The organism is Pseudomonas sp. TMB3-21 (assembly GCF_054898145.1).
Map to the genome: position 1 here is coordinate 901315 of NZ_CM142718.1, position 17529 is coordinate 918843.

Here is a 17529-nt window from a genome sequence, read left to right on the forward strand (position 1 = left end):
TCAAGCCCTCTTCCGAGATCAACATGCGCATCGGTGAATTAGCCCAGGCCAGCGCCGTCTCCCGCGACACATTGCGCTTTTACGAGCAGCGCGGATTGATTGCGGCGCAACGCAGCGCCAACGGTTATCGCGACTATCCGAGCGAGATGGTGCAACTGGTGCAGTACATTAAGACTGCGCAACGCTTGGGTTTTACCCTCGGCGAAATCGGTAATAGCGTTGCCGCGATATGGCAGTCGCCCGACCCTGACAGTGCTGTCACGCAACTGCTGCAAGACAAACTCAAACTGATCGAAACCCGAATGGATGAACTCGGTGCGCTGCGCAGCGAACTGCAACATCGGCTCGGTGAGCGTTGTCCATTAAATCCGTGATTCTCATTTATCAAGGAAGCCACTCATGTCTACGGCAAAAACCGCACTCATCATCGGCGCCTCGCGGGGCCTGGGCCTCGGGCTGGTGAAAACCCTGCTGGCCGATGGCTGGCAAGTCACCGCCACCGTGCGCAATCCGCAGAATGCCGACGCCTTGCAGGCGCTGGGCAACGTGCGCATCGAAAAACTCGACATGGACGATCAGCAGGCGGTCATCGCTTTGAGCCAGCAGCTCAAGGGTGAAGTGTTTGATTTGTTGTTCGTGAATGCCGGGGTCAAAGGGCCAGACATCCAGACGCCGGGCGGCGCGACGCTGGCGGAAGTCGGTCAGCTGTTTTTCACCAATGCCGTGGCGCCGATCAATCTGGCTCAGCGTTTTGTCGGGCAGATCCGCCCGCAGACCGGCGTGCTGGCCTTCATGAGTTCTGTGCTGGGCAGCGTGACCATGCCGGATGCGCCGGAAATGGCCTTGTATAAGGCGAGCAAGGCGGCTTTGAATTCGATGACCAACAGCTTCGTGACGCAGTTGGGCGAGCAGAAATTGACCGTGCTGTCGCTGCACCCGGGCTGGGTGAAAACCGACATGGGCGGTGACGGTGCGGACATCGATGTGCAGACCAGCACGCGCGGGCTGGTGGATCAGGTGAATGCCTACACCGGTAAGGGCGGGCATCATTTTGTGAATTACAAGGGTGAGACGATTCCCTGGTAACACCTAAAATCGCAGGAGCCGGCTTGCTGGCGATACGGCCACTTCGGCTGTCAGTCATACCGAGCAGACTCCATCGCCAGCAAGCCGGCTCCTGCAGAATATTGATCGTCTGGTCGGGCCGGGCTTGCCGACAAAGCGGTTTTGTCTGAAACTCCGCACCTCGTCCTTCGCGGCGACCCTGGATCAGCAGACAGGGTAATCACTGAGCTGGCTAACCTGAACCCAACTTTCAGAGGAGCCGGCCAACATGCCTGCGACCCGTACTTGGTTAAAAAATCCCCTCGCCATTTTCACAGCCAACGGCCTCGATGCCCGTGGCGGCCTGGTTGTGCAAGACGGTTTGATCGTCGAAGTGCTCGGCGCCTGCCAGCAGCCCTCGGCGCCCTGTGCACAAGTCTTCGATGCCCGCGAGCATGTGATCCTGCCGGGCCTGATCAACACCCATCACCATTTCTACCAGACCCTCACCCGCGCCTGGGCGCCGGTGGTCAATCAGCCGTTGTTCCCTTGGCTGAAAACCCTCTACCCGGTATGGGCGCGCCTGACCCCGGAAAAACTTGCGCTGGCGACGAAAGTTGCGCTGGCCGAGTTGCTGCTGTCCGGGTGCACCACCGCCGCCGATCACCATTATCTGTTTCCGGAAGGTCTGGAGAATGCGATCGACGTGCAAGTCGAAAGCGTCCGCGAACTGGGTATGCGCGCCATGCTGACGCGCGGTTCGATGAGCCTCGGCGAAAAGGACGGTGGCCTGCCGCCGCAACAGACGGTGCAGGAAGGCGAAGTGATCCTGGCTGACAGTCAGCGCTTGATCGCCGAGTACCATGAACGTGGCGACGGTGCGCAAATCCAGATCGCACTGGCGCCCTGCTCGCCCTTCTCGGTGACCCCGGAAATCATGTCCGCCAGCGCCGACCTGGCAAACAAACTCGACGTGCGTCTGCACACCCACCTTGCTGAAACCCTCGACGAAGAAGACTTCTGCCTGCAGCGTTTCGGCCTGCGCACCGTCGATTATCTGGACAGTGTCGGCTGGCTCGGCCCGCGCACCTGGCTGGCGCACGGTATCCATTTCAACCCGGACGAAATCGCTCGCCTGGGCGCCGCCGGCACGGGCATCTGTCACTGCCCGAGTTCGAACATGCGCCTGGCTTCGGGCATCTGCCCGACGCTGGATCTGACCGCTGCCGGCGCGTTGCTCGGGCTGGGCGTGGACGGTTCCGCCTCCAACGATGCGTCGAACATGATGCTCGAAACGCGTCAGGCGCTGTATATCCAGCGCCTGCGCTACGGCGCGGAAAAGATCACCCCGGAACTGGTTTTGGGCTGGGCGACCAAAGGCTCGGCGAGCTTGCTGGGGCGTACCGATATCGGTGAGCTGGCGGTCGGCAAACAGGCCGACCTGGCGTTATTCAAGCTGGATGAGCTGCGCTTCTCCGGCAGCCACGATCCGGTGTCGGCGCTGTTGTTGTGCGGCGCGGATCGGGCGGATCGGGTGATGGTGGGCGGCAAGTGGCGCGTGATTGACGGCCAGGTTGAAGGGCTAGACTTGAAAGGGTTGATTGCCGATCACAGCCAGGCGGCTCGGCAGTTGATTGCGGGCGTCTGACATAGCACCGACTTAAACTGTGGGAGCAGGCTTGCTCCCACAATTGGTTTTGTGGTGGGTTCAGAGGCCCAATAGCGACAACATGATAAACGTCGCGAACAGCACGAAATGGGTCATCCCTTCGATGGCATTGGTTTCGCCATCGTTGAGATTGATCGCGCTGACGATCAAGGTGATGAAGATCATCACCGTCTGCACCGGCGTCATTGCCATCTGGAAGGGTTGACCGGTGTAAAGCGCCATCGCTTCCATCACCGGCACCGTCAGAATCACCGTCGACAACGATGCCCCCATCGCAATGTTGACCACCGATTGCATGCGGTTGGCCAACGCGGCGCGCAATGCCGTCAGAATCTCGGGCGCGGCGGAAATCGCCGCTACCAGTATCGCGGTGATCACCGGCGGCGCACCCGTTCCCTCCAGACCCAGATCAAGGGTCTTCGACATCACTTCGGCCAACGCACCGATGACCACCACGCCAAACACCAATGTGCCAATGGAGAACCCGAGACTGACCGGCTTGGGCTCGTTTTCCACAGGCTCTTTCTTGCGGCGTTTTTCCGGGTAGCTGTAACTGAAAAAGTAGCTGTGCGGCCCGACCTGCATGCGCAGGAATAGCGCGTAGAGCACGACCATCGCGCCAATGGTGAACCCGGAATAAATTTTCCAGTTGGCCTCTGGAATGAACTCCGGTACCACCATCGACACGCCCATGGCCGTAAGAATCATGACGCTGTAACTGCGCGCCGAGTCGTCGTTGTAGGACTGCTCGCCATGCTTGATGCCGCCCATTAGAGCGGCCAGGCCGAGGATGCCGTTGATGTCGAGCATCACCGCCGAATAGATCGTGTCCCGCACCAGCGTCGGCGATGCTTCGTTGCTCATCATGATCGCCAGGATCACCACTTCGACCAGGACCGCGGCCAGCGTCAGAATCATCGTGCCATAGGGGTCGCCGACTTTTTCCGCAAGCAGTTCCGCGTGATGGGCGACGCGCATGGACGCAGCGACGATGAAACCGATCAGCACCAGCCCGCCGAGCAGCGCCACGGCTTGCCCGCTGTGCAGTAACCAGTGCTCCAGCGGATAGGCAACGAACGCGGCGAGCAGTGCCAACAGGAGAAATTTTTCTTGCTTGATGATAGAGAGCATTACGAGCCTTTTTGCCGAGTCGAGCGAAAACAGTGTGATGAGCTACTGACTGCGGCGCGTCGCTAACGTTTCGTTACATCTTTGCGCACCAGTGGATGGCGGCCGTGTTCGGGCGTGCACTTTTATCGGCCTCAACGGCCCCATCGCGGGCAAGCCCGGCTCTTACAGAGGAACGCGATCCAATGTGGGAGCGAGCCTGCTCGCGATGGCCGCGCCACGGCTTAAGATTATTGTTGTCCTGTTGGTCAGCTAATTGCATTGCTCCTGCCAACCTCAAAAAAAACACGGAGTTCGAGTTCATGCATAAACGTCCGCTGAAGAAACTGCTGGGTGCCATCGTCGCGGCCATCGGCCTGAGCGCCAGCCTGTCGGTCAATGCCGCCGATCCACTGAAAGTCGGTTTCGTTTATATCGGCCCGATTGGTGACCACGGCTGGACCTATCAGCATGAACAGGGGCGCAAGGCGCTGGCGGAAAAACTTGGCAGCCAGATCACCACCAACTACGTGGAAAACGTTGCCGAGGGCGCGGACGCCGAGCGGGTGATTCGCAACATGGCCAAAGACAAATACGACCTGATTTTCACCACATCTTTCGGCTACATGAACCCGACGCTGAAAGTCGCCAAGCAATTTCCCAAGGTGACTTTCGAGCACGCCACCGGCTACAAGCAGGACAAGAACCTGGGCACCTACCTGGCACGCACGTATGAAGGTCGATACGTCGGCGGCTTCCTCGCGGCGAAGATGACCAAGAGCAAAAAAATCGGCTATGTCGCCTCGTTCCCGATCCCGGAAGTGGTCCGCGACATCAACGCCATCCAGCTCGCCTTGAACAAGTACAACCCGGGCACAGAAATAAAAGTGGTGTGGGTCAACTCGTGGTTCGACCCGGGCAAGGAAGCCGATGCGGCCAACGCGCTGATTGATCAGGGCGTTGATGTGGTGTTCCAGCACACCGACAGCCCCGCGCCGATTCAGGCCGCCGAACGACGCGGCGTATTTGCCGTCGGTTACGCTTCGGACATGGCGCATTTCGGGCCGAAAGCGGTGCTGACCTCGATCGTCAACGACTGGGCGCCGCATTACATTCAGGCGACCCAAAGCGTGATCGATCACTCGTGGAAATCCCAGGATTACTGGGGCGGTTTGAAGGAAGGCACGGTTGAGCTGCCGATCAGCAATCTGGTGCCAGCTGCCGTAAAGACCGAAGCCGAGCAGATCATTGCGGACATAAAAAGCGGTGCGCTGCATCCGTTCACCGGGCCCATCAAGGATCAGGCCGGCGTCGAGAAAATACCGGCGGGCGTGACCGCGAGCAATGCGGAACTGGCGTCGATGAATTATTACGTTGAAGGCATGAAGGCCGATATTCCCAAGTAATTCTCGAGCCGAATACAAAACCCTGTAGGAGCGAGCCTGCTCGCGATGAGGCCGTCACATCCAGCCTCATCGTTGAATGAGAATCCGCTATCGCGAGCAGGCTCGCTCCCACATTTAAGGACCGCGTATGAACAGCCTCCCTATCATCGACATCGCCCCGCTCTACAGCGAAGACCCGCTCGCCTGGACATCCGTTGCCGACGAGATCGACAACGCCTGTCGCGAGTGGGGCTTTTTCTACATTAAGGGCCACCCGATCAGCGACTCGCGTCTCGACGCCGTGCTCAACCACGCGCAACGCTTCTTCGCCCGGCCTACCGATGAAAAACTCCAGATCGACATTACCCAGACCCGCCACCATCGCGGCTACGGCGCCATCGCCACCGAGCAGCTCGACCCGAACAAACCCAGCGACCTCAAAGAAACCTTCGACATGGGCTTTCACCTGCCGGCCGATCACCCGGACGTGGTGGCGGAGAAACCACTGCGCGGGCCCAACCGTCACCCATCGGTCCCCGGCTGGGAAACGCTGATGGAGCAACATTACGTCGACATGCAAGCCCTCGCGCAAACCCTGTTGCGCGCGATGACGCTGGCGCTGAACATCGAGCACGACTTCTTCGACAAACGTTTTCATGAACCCGTCAGCGTGCTGCGCATGATCCACTACCCACCCCGCCACACCGCCAGCTCCGAAGAGCAGCAAGGCGCGGGCGCGCATACCGATTACGGATGCATCACGCTGCTGTATCAGGACGCGGCGGGCGGACTGCAAGTGCGCAATGTGCACGGTGAGTGGATTGATGCGCCGCCAATCGACGGCACGTTTGTCGTCAACCTCGGCGACATGATGGCGCGCTGGAGCAACGATCGTTACCTGTCGACGCCGCACCGGGTGATCAGTCCGTTGGGGGTGGATCGCTATTCGATGCCGTTCTTTGCCGAGCCCCATCCCGACACCATTATCGAGTGCCTGCCCGGCTGTCAGGGACCAGAGCATCCAGCGAAATACCCCGCGACCACCTGCGCTGAATTTCTGCTGTCGCGCTTCGCCGATACTTACGCCTATCGACGGGATTCGCTGATGGCCTGAACCGGCTGGTCAGGTTTTGCCAATTGTTTCGACGAGCACCTGTAGAATGCCGCCATCTGCAACTGATGAGAAAAGAATATGTACGACTGGCTGAACGCCCTGCCCAAAGCAGAACTGCACCTGCATCTGGAAGGCTCGCTGGAGCCCGAGCTGTTGTTCGCCCTGGCTGAGCGCAACAAGATCGCCCTGCCGTGGAGCGACGTCGAAACGCTGCGCGGGGCGTATGCCTTCAACAATTTGCAGGAGTTTCTCGACCTGTATTACCAGGGCGCCGATGTCCTGCGCACGTCGCAGGACTTTTACGACCTGACCTGGGCTTACCTGCTGCGGTGCAAGGCGCAGAACGTGATTCACACCGAACCGTTCTTCGACCCGCAAACCCACACCGACCGTGGTGTTCCTTTCGAAGTGGTGCTCAACGGCATCGCCGCCGCATTGAAGGATGGCGAACAACAACTGGGCATCACCAGCGGTTTGATCCTGAGTTTCCTGCGCCACTTGAGCGAAGACGAAGCCGAGAAAACCCTCGACCAGGCGCTACCGTTTCGCGATGCGTTTGTGGCGGTCGGTCTGGACAGTTCGGAAATGGGTCACCCGCCGAGCAAGTTCCAGCGTGTGTTCGATCGCGCCCGTGGCGAAGGTTTCCTGACGGTTGCCCACGCCGGTGAAGAAGGCCCGCCGGAATACATCTGGGAAGCACTTGATCTGCTGAAAATCCAGCGCATCGACCATGGCGTGCGCGCCATCGAAGACGAACGCCTGATGCAACGGATCATCGACGAACAAATCCCGCTGACTGTGTGCCCTTTGTCCAACACCAAGCTGTGCGTGTTCGACCACATGTCGCAGCACAATATTCTCGACATGCTCGAGCGTGGCGTGAAGGTCACCGTGAATTCCGACGACCCGGCGTACTTCGGTGGTTATGTCACCGAGAACTTCCATGCGCTGTATACCGATCTGGGCATGACCCAGGATCAGGCCAAGCGTCTGGCGCAGAACAGTCTGGATGCCAGATTGATCAAACCTTAAATCGATCAAACATCAGTTACCGAGCGTAGCCGCGCTCTGAGGTCGGAACGCAGAGCGTCCCGGCTGCCGGACAGAGCGTGGCAACGATCCCAAGCCTAGGCTATCTCCAGCTCGGTCTCTTTGGCGAAGCGGTGAATTTCCCGTTGCCCCGCCGCAGTCACTTGCAAAGCCCGAGAATCGTTCGGCAAGCTCAGCCAGCCCGACTGCATGAACAATTGCAGCAGCGCCGCGCCCAATGACCCACCCATATGCGGGCGTCGCTCGCTCCAGTCAGGACACGCGCACGCAGCTTTGCTGCTGGTGTGCGCCAGCGCTTGAACATACACACCCCGGTTCGCCAGCTGCGTAGCGCCCTTATGGGTGATCGACACTCGCCGGTCGAATTGCTCGATCCAGCCAGCATCCAGCAAACGCTGATAAAGGTCTGCAGCCAGGGTGCCGCCCAGATGATCGTCGCAGAGCCGGGCGCGCAGCAATGAAGAAGGCGCGGTCTGAGGTTTCGGGATGGGAATGGGGGTAGTGCGCTTGAACACGTCAGGGACTTCCCGCGGCGTGCTGGCAATCGTCGCGCTGGCCAGTGCCTCTATGGCGGCGCCTATTTCAGGGGCGGCCAGGCGGAAAAATCGCTTGCGACCGCGGGTTTCAACTTTTAACAGACCTCCGGCGGACAAACGCCCCAGGTGTGCACTGGCCGAAGAGGGTGACAGCCTGGCCAGCAGCGCCAGCTCTTCGGTTTGTCGCGCCGAGCCATCCATCAAGGCCCACATCATCGCGCTGCGCTTTGGGTCAGCCAGCAACGTGGCAATCTGGCTGATGCAAGGTGCATGTTCCATGTATTCACTCCCTGTTGAATCGTTTCGTCTACTGCTCGGAGACATCTTGACCAGTAATGTGTCATCGGCCAAGACGGGAAAACCGCCGTTTATCGGGCGAAGCCATCGCCTACCCAGGCCAGCGCTTTGCAGCTTCGCGAAGGAAAAGAAAATCACCGCAGGGATTTGTCGATCAATCGCGGACGCGCCACGGTGGATTCGGCGGTGCGCATATGAGGCGGCCCACAGTATAAGCCTGTTAACTGCCGCATCCTGCCCTTCAGAAACCATTGGTGGTGATAGTTCCTGAGAGAAATTTCGCTATTTTCCTGCGACTAATGACCGATCGCCGAGAAAGCCGGGAACTGACTACTCAATTGGGCGCATCGGCTGGCAAGCATTTCCCGCAAAAGGTTCACAGGCTTACTCAACTGTGCGCGATGTGCGCACAACAGATTCAGCGGAGCACGCTCGCAGAGCAGTTCCGGCAGCAATACTTTCAAACGACCGGCCAGCACGTCAGCCGCAACATCCAGCCAGGATTTGTAGGCGATGCCCGCGCCCGCGAGCGCCCATAAACGCACGACATCGGCATCGTCACTGAAACGATCTCCACTGACGGTCAGACCGACCTCGCGCTTGCCATCGTGAAAACTCCAGTGATCGTGAACCCGGCTGCCCAGCATGAACAGCAGGCAATTGTGCTGAGCCAGCTGCTCCAGTTGCCGCGGCTCACCGTGCTGGGCCAGGTAACCGGGTGCCGCACACAAAACCCGGCGATTCTGCGGGGCGATCGGCAACGCTACCAGGCTTGAGTCCTCTGGCTCGCCGTAGCGCAGGGCAATGTCCACGGGTTGGCGAAAGAGGTCGGCAATGCGGTCGCCAAGCAACAGGCGCACCGTCAGTTTCGGGTGCTCGCGCTGGAATTCGTCCAGCCAGGGCAGCAGCACGTTACGGCCGAAATCCGAGGGTGCGGACAGCTGCAATATGCCGCTGACCTGATCCTGGCCACTTTTCAACAAACGACGGCCTTCTTCAAGATTGCTCAGGGCGGCCCGGGCATATTCGAGAAAACCTTCGCCTTCAGCAGTCAGACGCAGACTGCGTGTCGAACGGGCGAGCAAGCGTGCGCCGAGTTGCAGTTCGATGCGCTTCAACGCCGCGCTGGCTACAGCAGCGGACATATCCATGACCCGCGCCGCTGCCGACAGGCTGCCGAGATCCGCCGCGCGAACAAATAGCTGCAGGTCATCGAAACGCAGCATGATTGAGCCCCTGATTATCAAAAAAATATTGAAAGAGACTGCTCTTTTAGCGGGTTTTATCTTGCAGCGAAATAGCTAATCATCCTCCATCCTGAATCACCTTCACTGCCGGAGCCGACCATGTCCCAAGCCTTTACTGCCATCGCCACCCTGATTGCCAAACCGGGTCAGCAAGAAGCCCTTGAACAGCACCTGCGCGCTTTGGTTGAACCTACCCGCGCCGAGGCCGGTTGCGGTCAATACGATCTGCATCAGGACCTGTCGAATCCGCTGGCTTTTTACATGATCGAACAATGGAGCAGCGACGAGGCTCTGCAAGCTCACGACGCCAGTGCGCACATCCAGAACTTCCGCGCCAAGGCCGACGCCTTTCTGGAACACTTCGAGCTCAAGCGCCTGCGCTCGGTGGTCTGACCCCCTCTTCTATTACAGTCCAGGAATCCTTCATGAAAGCCATTGCCTATTACACCTCGCTGCCCATCAGCGACGAAAAGTCCCTGCAGGATATCGAGCTGCCGTTGCCGGTTGCCGGACCGCGCGACCTGCTGGTGGAAGTCAGAGCCATCTCGGTTAACCCGGTGGATACCAAGGTTCGGCAGAACGTCCAGCCCGAAGACGGCGCTGCGAAGGTGCTGGGCTGGGACGTTGCCGGTGTGGTCAAGGAAGTCGGCAGTGAAGTGACCTTGTTCAAGGCTGGGGACAAGGTGTTCTACGCCGGGTCCATCGCCCGCGCCGGCGGCAACAGCGAGCTGCACGTGGTCGATGAACGAATCGTCGGCCACATGCCGAAGACCCTCGGTTTCGCCGAGGCCGCCGCCCTGCCGCTGACCGCGATCACCGCGTGGGAACTGCTGTTCGAACGTCTGCAGGTCCGCGAGGGTAAAACCGATGAAGGGCAGAGTCTGCTGATCGTGGGTGCTGCCGGCGGCGTCGGCTCGATCCTGACTCAGCTGGCGCATCAGTTGACCGGGCTGAAAGTGATCGGCACCGCCTCGCGTCCGCAAACCCAGAGCTGGGTGCGCGACCTGGGCGCCGACCTGATCATCGATCACAGCCAGCCGCTGAGCGAGGAGCTCAAACGCGCCGGCGTCGAGCAGGTGACGCACGTTGCCAGCCTGACCGAGACCGGGCATCACCTTGATCAATTGGTGGAAGCGTTGGCACCACAAGGCAAACTGGCGCTGATCGACGATCCCAAGTCACTGGACGTGACCAAGCTCAAGCGCAAGAGCCTGTCGCTGCATTGGGAGTTCATGTACACCCGCTCGCTGTTTGAAACGCCGGACATGATCGAACAACACAACCTGCTCAATCGCGTGGCGCAGCTAATCGATGAGGGCACATTGAAGACGACGGTCGGTGAGCATTTCGGGGCGATCAACGCGGCCAACCTGCGCCGCGCGCATCAACTGCTGGAAAGCGGCAAGTCGAAGGGCAAGATTGTGCTCGAGGGTTTCTGAAGATCAAAAGATCGCAGGCTTCGCCAGCTCCTACGGATTTTTCCCACAATTGAAACCCGTACGAGCCGGCGAAGCCTGCGATCTTTTGCCGTCAGTCCGAAGGTTGACCTCCGTCACAACTGCATCAATATTCGGGTCTACAATCGAAATCTCTGCAAGGCAATCTTTTACGCAAAGGAGGTCGGCAATGAAGATCCTGATAAAAGAATTGGCAAAATCCCAGTGGCAGGTCCGTCTGGGCCAGCACAGCGTGACATTCCGCAGCGAAGCCGAAGCTCGCGCTTTCACCCGCACCCTTGAAGCGCGCCTGCACGCCCCTCATCAGTTCCCCGACCAGCAGCGCGCCGCTGGCTGAGGTTCTTCCTCAAACCTGGGCTTGAACCAGCGCCCGGGCATTTTGCAAACGCCGGGTGAGCATCGCCGCGCTCACCACCAGAATTGCACACAGGCTGATGACCATGGCCATCGGCACGGCCGTGCCATCGTATAAAAAACCCACCAGCCAGGCAGCGCCCGCAGCGACACTGAATTGCAGACAACCGAGCAGCGCCGAGGCGCTACCCGCACGAGTACCCTGCCCGTTCATTGCACAGGCCGAGGCGTTCGGCAGAATGCAGCCCAGGCTGGCCATGCAGATAAACAACGGCACCAGCAGCGGCCACAATTGTTCGGTGTGCAGCGAACTGACCACAAGTAAAGCCAGCGCAGCCACCAGGTAAACCCACACCGCGCGCACCAGCAAGAAGGCCGGACCACGCTTTGCGAGCATCCGCGCATTGATCTGCGCCACCAGAATGAACCCCGCCGCATTGGTGCCGAACAGCCAACCGAAATGTTCAGCCGGCACGCCGTAGAGTTTGATGAACACGAAGGGCGAACCGGTGATGTAGGCGAACATCCCGGCGATGGCGATGCCGCCGGTCAGCGCGTGGCCGAGGAAGATCGGGTCTGACAACAACCGGCCGTATTGACGCAGCGCACCTGACAATGGCTGACGTGGCGCATCGGCAGGCATGCTCTCCGGCAATCCAAGCGCCACGGCCAGCGCCGCCAGTGCACTGAAACCCGTCAGCGCGAGGAAGATCGACTGCCAACCCGTCGTGTTGACCAGCAACCCGCCCAGCATTGGCGCGAGAATCGGCGCCAGGCCCATCACCAGCATCAATTGCGAAAAGACTTTGGCCGAGCCCACTGCATCACATTTGTCGCTGACAATCGCCCGCGAAATCACCATCCCCGCACAACCGCCTAACGCCTGAATGAAACGCGCAGCGATCAGCCATTCGAGGTTGGGCGCATAAGCGCACGCCAAGGACGCAGCAGTGAAGAGACCGACGCCGGCCAGCAACGGAATCCGTCGTCCGAAGCGATCCGCCACAGGTCCGTACAGCAATTGACCAATCGACAAACCAAGAAAATACGCCGCCAGCGTGAGCTGGACGTGTGCTTCGTCGGTGCCGAATGCCAGCGCCATGGTCGGGAACGCCGGCAGATAGAAATCTATCGCCAGCGGCCCAAATGCGCTCAGGGCGCCAAGTATCAAGATGGTACGGAAGTTCATCGGGCATCCAGTGGGACAAGTCGGCAGCCACCTAGTCTAGCTGCGCGGGAACGCCTTGAACATCCGATAGGTCGCTAACTATTAAATCCCGTTTGATGAAATGCTCCACAGGATTGATGTCTGGGCTCAGACAACTTTCGCTTCGTAGCCTTCGTCAGTAATGACAGCAATCACCTGGTCGACCGTCAGCGCACTCTCGACGCCGACTTCTTTTGCCGCCAGATCGATCCGCACACTGGCCGCTGGATCCTTAGCCTGCAGCGCCTGGGTGATGGCTTTTACGCAATGCCCGCACGACATACCTTGAACGTTGAATACCTGCATGGGATGACTCCTTTGATAGGTTGCGTGCAGTGTCGAGCTTGCCACCATGGCAAGGTCAAGTTCTGCCGTGAACGGCCGGGCTGGCAATCGGCGCCGCGCTCGGCCAAGCTGCATGCATCAATGACTTGATTCAGGAGATTCAGCCATGCGCTGGTCAGCTTTCAGCCTGTTTGGCTTGCTCAGCCTCTTCGCCGCTACGCCCTACGTCAACGCTGCCCCGGTGGATTACGGCGTGCTGATCATTTCCCGCGAGCGCCTGGAAGTCTCGACCAATTGCGAGATTGGCGTGTACATCCAGGACCAGTTGTCGGCGCGGCTGTTCCAGGAACAGAGCACCTCGTTCAACCTGCCGCCGGGGAATGTCTCGCTGCGCCTCAAGCTGCTGCCGGGCCAGGCACCGGGTTGCAATCCCGGCATGCTCGCCCCAGGTTCGCAGAACATCACTCTCAAGGCCGGGGATGTATTGAAGTTCCGGATCGCGATGACGCAGGAAGGCATGTATCTGAAGCCTGCTGCGCTCGAATACTGATATTCAGTCACTTGGAGCAAGCTGGCTCGCGATCGTCGATAACGCGGTGTAGCTCAATGACCGCGCTGATTTCATCGCGAGCAGGCTTACCCCACAGGGGCTCTAACGCGGATTGATTTTTTGCGCTTGACCTTGCCAGCGTGGCAAGGTTGATCCTGTAGCCATCTACTACAGGGAGCGCGACCGATGTCTGAATACACCACGTTCAATCTGCCGATTGCCGGCATGACCTGCGCCAGTTGCGCCGGGCGCGTCGAGCGCGCCCTGAGTAAAGTGGTCGGCGCCAGTGCGGTCAGCGTCAACCTGGCCACCGAACAGGCCCGCGTCCAGGCGCCCGGCGACAGCCTGCCAGCATTGATGGATGCCGTGGAACAGGCCGGTTACAGCGTGCCCCGGCAGAGTCTCGAATTAAGCATCGAAGGCATGACCTGCGCCTCCTGCGTCGGTCGGGTCGAACGTGCGCTGGCCAAGGTATCCGGGGTGAAAAGTGTCAGCGTCAATCTGGCCAACGAACGTGCTCACCTCGAACTGCTCGGGCAAATCGATCCGCAGACCCTGATCGCCGCTGTCACCAAAGCGGGCTACAGCGCCAGCGTCTGGGAAGTCGAACACCCGCAAACCGATCATCAGCAGCAACGTCTGCACCGTGAGCGCCTGGCGCTGGTCATGGCGATTGCCCTTGCCCTGCCGCTGGTACTGCCGATGTTGCTGCAACCGTTCGGTGTGCACTGGATGCTGCCCGCATGGGCGCAGTTTGCATTGGCGACGCCGGTGCAATTCATCTTCGGTGCGCGTTTTTACGTGGCAGCGTGGAAAGCCGTGCGCGCCGGGGCCGGCAATATGGATCTGCTGGTGGCCTTGGGCACGAGCGCTGGTTATGGCTTGAGTCTGTACGAATGGGCGACCGCCGCCGGGCGCATGCCGCATTTGTATTTCGAAGCGTCCGCCGTAGTGATTGCGCTGGTGCTGCTGGGCAAATACCTGGAAAGCCGCGCCAAACGGCAGACCGCCGGCGCCATCCGCGCCCTCGAAGCGCTGCGTCCGGAGCGCGCGATTCAAGTGATCGATGGCCGCGAACAGGACGTCGCGATCAACGCTTTGCGCCTCAACGATCTGGTCATGGTCAAACCTGGCGAACGTTTTCCGGTGGACGGTGAGGTGATCGAGGGTCAGAGCCATGCCGATGAAGCGCTGATCAGTGGCGAAAGCCTGCCGGTGCCGAAGCAGCCTGGGGATAAAGTCACCGGGGGCGCAATCAACGGTGAGGGCCGGCTGCTGGTGCGCACGCAAGCCTTGGGCGCAGAAACCGTGCTGGCGCGGATTATCCGTCTGGTCGAAGACGCGCAAGCGGCGAAGGCACCGATCCAGAAACTGGTGGATAAAGTCAGCCAGGTGTTTGTGCCAACCGTTCTGCTAATCGCGTTGGCGACGCTGATCGGTTGGTGGCTCTACGGAGCGCCCGTCGAGACAGCGCTGATCAACGCTGTCGCGGTTTTGGTCATAGCCTGTCCGTGCGCTCTTGGTCTCGCCACTCCGACTGCAATCATGGCCGGCACCGGCGTCGCCGCGCGCTATGGCATTTTGATCAAGGACGCCGAAGCGCTCGAACGCGCCCATGAAGTCAGCGCGGTGGTGTTTGATAAAACCGGCACGCTGACCTCGGGCACGCCGCGCATCGCGCATTTGAGCGCAATCGCAGGTGACGAAAACGCCTTGTTGCAAATGGCCGGGGCGCTGCAACGCGGCAGTGAACACCCTCTGGCCAAAGCCGTACTGGACGCTTGCGCCGAACGCGGTCTAACCGTTGCCGATATCCGCGACAGTCAGTCGCTGACGGGGCGCGGCATCGCCGGCAGCCTTGATGGCCGACGTCTGGCGCTGGGCAATCGTCGCCTGCTGGACGAAAGCGCTTTGCCAGCGGGTGAGCTGGCCGAATCTGCCGCCGCATGGGAAGCCGAAGGCCGCACGTTGTCTTGGCTGATCGAACAAAGCCCCACCCCCGCAGTGCTCGGGTTGTTCGCGTTCGGTGACACGTTGAAACCCGGCGCGCTGCAAGCGGTGCAGCAACTGCGCGAGCGCCACATCAGCAGTCATCTGCTGACGGGTGACAATCGCGGCAGCGCCCGCGTGGTCGCCGAAGCGCTGGGCATCGAGGATGTCTACGCTGAAGTGCTGCCGGCCGACAAAGCCGCGACGGTCGCGACGCTGAAGAAAACCGGTGTGGTCGCAATGGTCGGCGATGGCATCAACGACGCACCGGCCCTGGCGGCTGCGGACATCGGCATTGCCATGGGCGGCGGCACCGATGTCGCGATGCACGCCGCCGGGATCACCCTGATGCGCGGCGATCCTCGACTGGTGCCGGCCGCGCTGGAAATCAGCCGCAAGACCTACGCGAAAATTCGTCAGAATCTGTTCTGGGCATTTGTCTACAACCTGATCGGTATTCCGCTGGCGGTTTTCGGCTTCCTCAATCCGGTACTGGCCGGCGCGGCGATGGCGTTGTCGAGCGTCAGCGTGGTCAGCAATGCGTTACTGTTGAAAACCTGGAAACCCAAGGACCTGGAGGATGACCGATGAACATTGGCCAAGCGGCTCGGGTAAGCGGACTCAGCGCGAAGATGATTCGTTATTACGAGTCGATCGGTCTGCTCAAGGCAGCTCATCGCACGGACAGCGGTTATCGGGTTTATGGCGAGGATGATTTACACACGCTGGCCTTCATCAAGCGGTCGCGGGACCTGGGCTTTTCACTGGAGGAAGTCGGCAAGTTGCTGACCCTTTGGCAGGATCGGCAACGGGCGAGCGCGGATGTCAAAGCGCTTGCTCGCCAGCACATTGACGAGCTGAATCGCAAAATTCTCGAGATGGGGCAACTGCGCGACACGCTGCAGGATCTGGTGGATCACTGCCAGGGCGATCACCGCCCGGACTGTCCGATTCTGAAAAGTCTCGAATCGGGGTGCTGCGCCTAGTAGGTCGTGCCGTTGGCACAGATGTCGAATCTACCGACGCCTTCGCGGGCAAGCCCGCTCCCACAAGGTGCAGCGTGCATAAAGGCTTCAGGCCTGACACAAAACCCTGTGGGAGCGGGCTTGCTCGCGAAGGCGCCAGTACTGTCTACCCCAAACCGTCGCCCACAAAAAACCCGGCCGAGGCCGGGTTTTGTTCAACCGATCACTGCATCCACGGTGGAGGCGGTTCTTCGGTTTTGCCCGGTGGCGCATCGTCCGCCGCGCGTACCGCTTGCTTGCGTTCTTCATCCAGGCGGGCCGCCTCGATTTCGCGCATGATGCCGCCGACATCGGCCAGCTCTTCCGGCTCATCGAACTCACCGGTCAAAATGCTCGCCGGGTGTAAGGTGCCGGCCTCGTACAAGGCCCACATTTCTTTGGCGTAACGGGTCTGCTTCAGCTCCGGCGCGAACCGGCCGAAGTACGACGCCATGTTGCCCACATCCCGCTCAAGCATGCTGAAAGCATGGTTGTTGCCCGCCGCGTCAACCGCTTGCGGCAGGTCGATGATGACCGGACCTGTCGGCGTCAGCAGTACGTTGAACTCGGACAAGTCACCGTGCACCAGTCCGGTACACAACATCAGCACGATCTGCGAAATCAGGAACGCGTGATACTCGCGCGCCTGATCCGGCTCCAGCACCACGTCATTCAGACGCGGCGCCGCATCGCCGTATTCGTCGGCAACCAGTTCCATCAGCAGCACGCCTTCGAGGAAGTCGTACGGCTTGGGTACCCGGACACCGGCACCGGCGAGGCGAAACAACGCCGCCACTTCAGCATTCTGCCAGGCATCTTCGGTTTCTTTCTTGCCGAACTTCGAGCCCTTGGCCATCGCCCGAGCCTGCCGGCTGTTGCGCACCTTGCGGCCTTCCTGATATTCGGCCGCCTGGCGGAAACTGCGTTTATTCGCCTCCTTGTAAACCTTCGCGCAACGTAACTCGTTGCCGCAGCGCACCACATAAACAGCTGCTTCTTTACCACTCATGAGTGGGCGCAGCACCTCGTCGACCAGACCGTCCTCGATCAGGGGTTCAATGCGTTTTGGAGTCTTCATCAGCTTTTATTGTGGGTCCTTTATTACCAAACACGCGAAAGTCATTCGTTATACGGCAATCTGCTCAATCGGGGGAGGGGGTGCCGACCTATGAACGTTCCGTGGGGAACAGTAAGCACACAATGTGCCGTATTTATCGATGCACCCCGCCGATGC

At 60.0% G+C, this 17529-nt stretch carries 18 protein-coding genes; 12 read left to right on the top strand and 6 right to left on the bottom strand.

Going from position 1 to position 17529, the window contains the following annotated elements; all coding sequences use genetic code 11:
* Positions 1–23 precede the first annotated feature (23 nt).
* The 3 genes from ACYZTS_RS04260 (at position 24) to ACYZTS_RS04270 (ending at position 2692) form a co-directional block, all read left to right on the top strand.
* Complete coding sequence (locus ACYZTS_RS04260; protein WP_461994263.1) at positions 24–374, top strand: MerR family transcriptional regulator; 351 nt, start codon at positions 24–26, stop codon at positions 372–374.
* A 25-nt stretch (positions 375–399) separates the two neighbouring features.
* Positions 400–1086, top strand: a complete 687-nt coding sequence (locus ACYZTS_RS04265; protein ID WP_028623489.1) for an SDR family oxidoreductase — start codon at positions 400–402, stop codon at positions 1084–1086.
* A 247-nt stretch (positions 1087–1333) separates the two neighbouring features.
* Complete coding sequence (locus ACYZTS_RS04270) at positions 1334–2692, top strand: 8-oxoguanine deaminase (protein ID WP_028623488.1); 1359 nt, start codon at positions 1334–1336, stop codon at positions 2690–2692.
* 60 nt (positions 2693–2752) lie between these two features.
* Here ACYZTS_RS04270 and ACYZTS_RS04275 read toward each other — a convergent pair whose 3' ends face one another.
* Complete coding sequence (locus ACYZTS_RS04275) at positions 2753–3844, bottom strand: calcium:cation antiporter (RefSeq protein ID WP_461994266.1); 1092 nt, start codon at positions 3842–3844, stop codon at positions 2753–2755.
* Between the two features lie 299 nt (positions 3845–4143).
* Between ACYZTS_RS04275 and ACYZTS_RS04280 the strand changes: the two genes are divergently transcribed.
* The 3 genes from ACYZTS_RS04280 to ACYZTS_RS04290 all read left to right on the top strand — a co-directional run bounded on the left by ACYZTS_RS04280 (position 4144) and on the right by ACYZTS_RS04290 (position 7351).
* Complete coding sequence (locus tag ACYZTS_RS04280) at positions 4144–5226, top strand: BMP family ABC transporter substrate-binding protein (protein ID WP_461994268.1); 1083 nt, start codon at positions 4144–4146, stop codon at positions 5224–5226.
* 127 nt (positions 5227–5353) lie between these two features.
* Positions 5354–6319 (top strand): 2-oxoglutarate and iron-dependent oxygenase domain-containing protein, encoded by a 966-nt coding sequence (locus tag ACYZTS_RS04285; protein WP_461994270.1) that lies wholly within the window; start codon positions 5354–5356, stop codon positions 6317–6319.
* A 78-nt stretch (positions 6320–6397) separates the two neighbouring features.
* A complete protein-coding gene (locus ACYZTS_RS04290) occupies positions 6398–7351 on the top strand; it encodes an adenosine deaminase (protein WP_028620154.1) in 954 nt (317 codons plus the stop codon).
* Positions 7352–7446: 95 nt separating this feature from the next.
* On the opposite strand, the gene ACYZTS_RS04295 is transcribed toward ACYZTS_RS04290, so the two are convergent.
* Both ACYZTS_RS04295 and ACYZTS_RS04300 read right to left on the bottom strand, forming a co-directional pair.
* A complete protein-coding gene (locus tag ACYZTS_RS04295) occupies positions 7447–8184 on the bottom strand; it encodes an ArsR/SmtB family transcription factor (RefSeq protein WP_028620155.1) in 738 nt (245 codons plus the stop codon).
* 314 nt (positions 8185–8498) lie between these two features.
* Positions 8499–9428 (bottom strand): LysR family transcriptional regulator, encoded by a 930-nt coding sequence (locus tag ACYZTS_RS04300; protein ID WP_461994273.1) that lies wholly within the window; start codon positions 9426–9428, stop codon positions 8499–8501.
* 120 nt (positions 9429–9548) lie between these two features.
* Between ACYZTS_RS04300 and ACYZTS_RS04305 the strand changes: the two genes are divergently transcribed.
* The 3 genes from ACYZTS_RS04305 (at position 9549) to ACYZTS_RS04315 (ending at position 11243) form a co-directional block, all read left to right on the top strand.
* Complete coding sequence (locus tag ACYZTS_RS04305) at positions 9549–9842, top strand: putative quinol monooxygenase (RefSeq protein ID WP_461994275.1); 294 nt, start codon at positions 9549–9551, stop codon at positions 9840–9842.
* A gap of 32 nt (positions 9843–9874) precedes the next feature.
* Positions 9875–10888, top strand: a complete 1014-nt coding sequence (locus ACYZTS_RS04310; protein ID WP_461994277.1) for a zinc-binding alcohol dehydrogenase family protein — start codon at positions 9875–9877, stop codon at positions 10886–10888.
* A 187-nt stretch (positions 10889–11075) separates the two neighbouring features.
* Entirely contained in the window at positions 11076–11243 is a 168-nt protein-coding gene (locus tag ACYZTS_RS04315; RefSeq protein WP_461994279.1) for a hypothetical protein, read from the top strand.
* A 9-nt stretch (positions 11244–11252) separates the two neighbouring features.
* Here the strand turns inward: ACYZTS_RS04315 and ACYZTS_RS04320 are convergent, their stop codons facing one another.
* Both ACYZTS_RS04320 and ACYZTS_RS04325 read right to left on the bottom strand, forming a co-directional pair.
* Entirely contained in the window at positions 11253–12449 is a 1197-nt protein-coding gene (locus ACYZTS_RS04320; protein WP_461994280.1) for a multidrug effflux MFS transporter, read from the bottom strand.
* 126 nt (positions 12450–12575) lie between these two features.
* Positions 12576–12773, bottom strand: a complete 198-nt coding sequence (locus tag ACYZTS_RS04325) for a heavy-metal-associated domain-containing protein (RefSeq protein WP_461994282.1) — start codon at positions 12771–12773, stop codon at positions 12576–12578.
* 145 nt (positions 12774–12918) lie between these two features.
* On the opposite strand from ACYZTS_RS04325, the gene ACYZTS_RS04330 reads away from it, so the two are divergent.
* From ACYZTS_RS04330 to cueR, 3 genes are all read left to right on the top strand, one after another.
* Positions 12919–13302: a hypothetical protein gene (locus ACYZTS_RS04330; RefSeq protein ID WP_461994284.1), complete on the top strand. Its 384-nt coding sequence runs from the start codon at positions 12919–12921 to the stop codon at positions 13300–13302.
* Between the two features lie 186 nt (positions 13303–13488).
* Positions 13489–15882, top strand: coding sequence for a heavy metal translocating P-type ATPase (locus ACYZTS_RS04335; RefSeq protein WP_461994286.1), 2394 nt, complete (start codon positions 13489–13491; stop codon positions 15880–15882).
* Positions 15879–16277, top strand: coding sequence for a Cu(I)-responsive transcriptional regulator (cueR, locus tag ACYZTS_RS04340; protein WP_028620163.1), 399 nt, complete (start codon positions 15879–15881; stop codon positions 16275–16277). The genes ACYZTS_RS04335 and cueR overlap by 4 nt, the downstream gene beginning before the upstream one ends.
* 202 nt (positions 16278–16479) lie before the next feature.
* On the opposite strand, the gene ACYZTS_RS04345 is transcribed toward cueR, so the two are convergent.
* The gene (locus tag ACYZTS_RS04345; protein WP_028620164.1) at positions 16480–17373 is read right to left on the bottom strand and encodes a PA4780 family RIO1-like protein kinase; all 894 of its coding nucleotides are present in this window, start codon (positions 17371–17373) and stop codon (positions 16480–16482) included.
* Positions 17374–17529 lie beyond the last annotated feature (156 nt).